Annotated in this window: 1 protein-coding gene; it reads right to left on the reverse strand. The window is 34.1% G+C overall.

What is annotated here, in order from left to right; all coding sequences use genetic code 11:
* On the reverse strand, positions 1-186 hold a 186-nt coding region (locus tag CWB85_RS22695), incomplete at its 3' end, for a hypothetical protein (RefSeq protein ID WP_212748253.1).
* Positions 187-264: the final 78 nt, after the last annotated feature.

The following is a 264-nucleotide window of genomic DNA, read 5'->3' on the forward strand; positions in this document are numbered from 1 at the left end:
AATTCTGTAGCGAAATGAATGCAGCAGATCAACACTATATAAACCCAAACGGCCAATAAAAAAAGGAAAGACAATTAGCAAACTCTTCCCTATTAAGCTCCAATATAAAGTACGCTTTTCTCCTGAATCTACTGTGATATTTTCACTTTTAATCGAGTGAACACAATCAGCACCGGCAAAAAACATTAAGAAAGCTTTTATGAAAATTACCACTGGGCTGAATAATTAGTTTTGCCTGGTAATGTTTACGAAGATCAACATAAA

Origin of the sequence: Pseudoalteromonas sp. S1727 (assembly GCF_005886375.1) — a bacterium.
GTDB lineage: Bacteria > Pseudomonadota > Gammaproteobacteria > Enterobacterales > Alteromonadaceae > Pseudoalteromonas > Pseudoalteromonas haloplanktis.